Source organism: Rhizobium sp. Root483D2, from assembly GCF_001426685.1.
Classification (GTDB): Bacteria; Pseudomonadota; Alphaproteobacteria; order Rhizobiales; family Rhizobiaceae; genus Pararhizobium; species Pararhizobium qamdonense.
Map to the genome: position 1 here is coordinate 1 of NZ_LMFB01000006.1, position 502 is coordinate 502.

Sequence of the window (502 nt, forward strand, 5' to 3'; positions counted from 1 at the left end):
CTCGGTGGGATCGACGCTGATTGCGCTGTTGATCTCGGTGCCGGCCGCCTGGTCGATGGCGTTCTCGCCGACCAACAAGACCAAGGACATCCTGATGTGGATGCTGTCCACCAAGATGATGCCGGCGGCCGCCGTGATGGTGCCGATCTATCTCCTGTTCCGCGACTTCGGCCTGCTCGACAGCCGCTTTGGCCTGACCATCATGCTGACGATGATCAACCTGCCGATCGTCGTGTGGATGCTTTACACCTACTTTCGCGAAATCCCCGGCGAGATCCTCGAAGCCTCGCGCATGGACGGTGCATCGCTGTGGGGCGAGATCTGGTATGTGCTGACGCCGATGGCGGTGCCGGGCATTGCGTCCACCATGCTGCTCAACATCATTCTGGCCTGGAACGAAGCCTTCTGGACGATCCGGCTGACCACCACCAATGCCGCGCCGCTGACGGCCTTCATCGCGTCCTTCTCCTCGCCGCAGGGCCTGTTCTGGGCCAAGCTTTCG

1 protein-coding gene is annotated in these 502 nt (G+C 61.8%); it reads left to right on the forward strand.

Translation table 11 applies throughout. From position 1 onward, the window contains the following. Positions 1-502: carbohydrate ABC transporter permease (locus ASD32_RS05100; protein ID WP_156383061.1), on the forward strand; the 502-nt coding region annotated here is incomplete at both ends.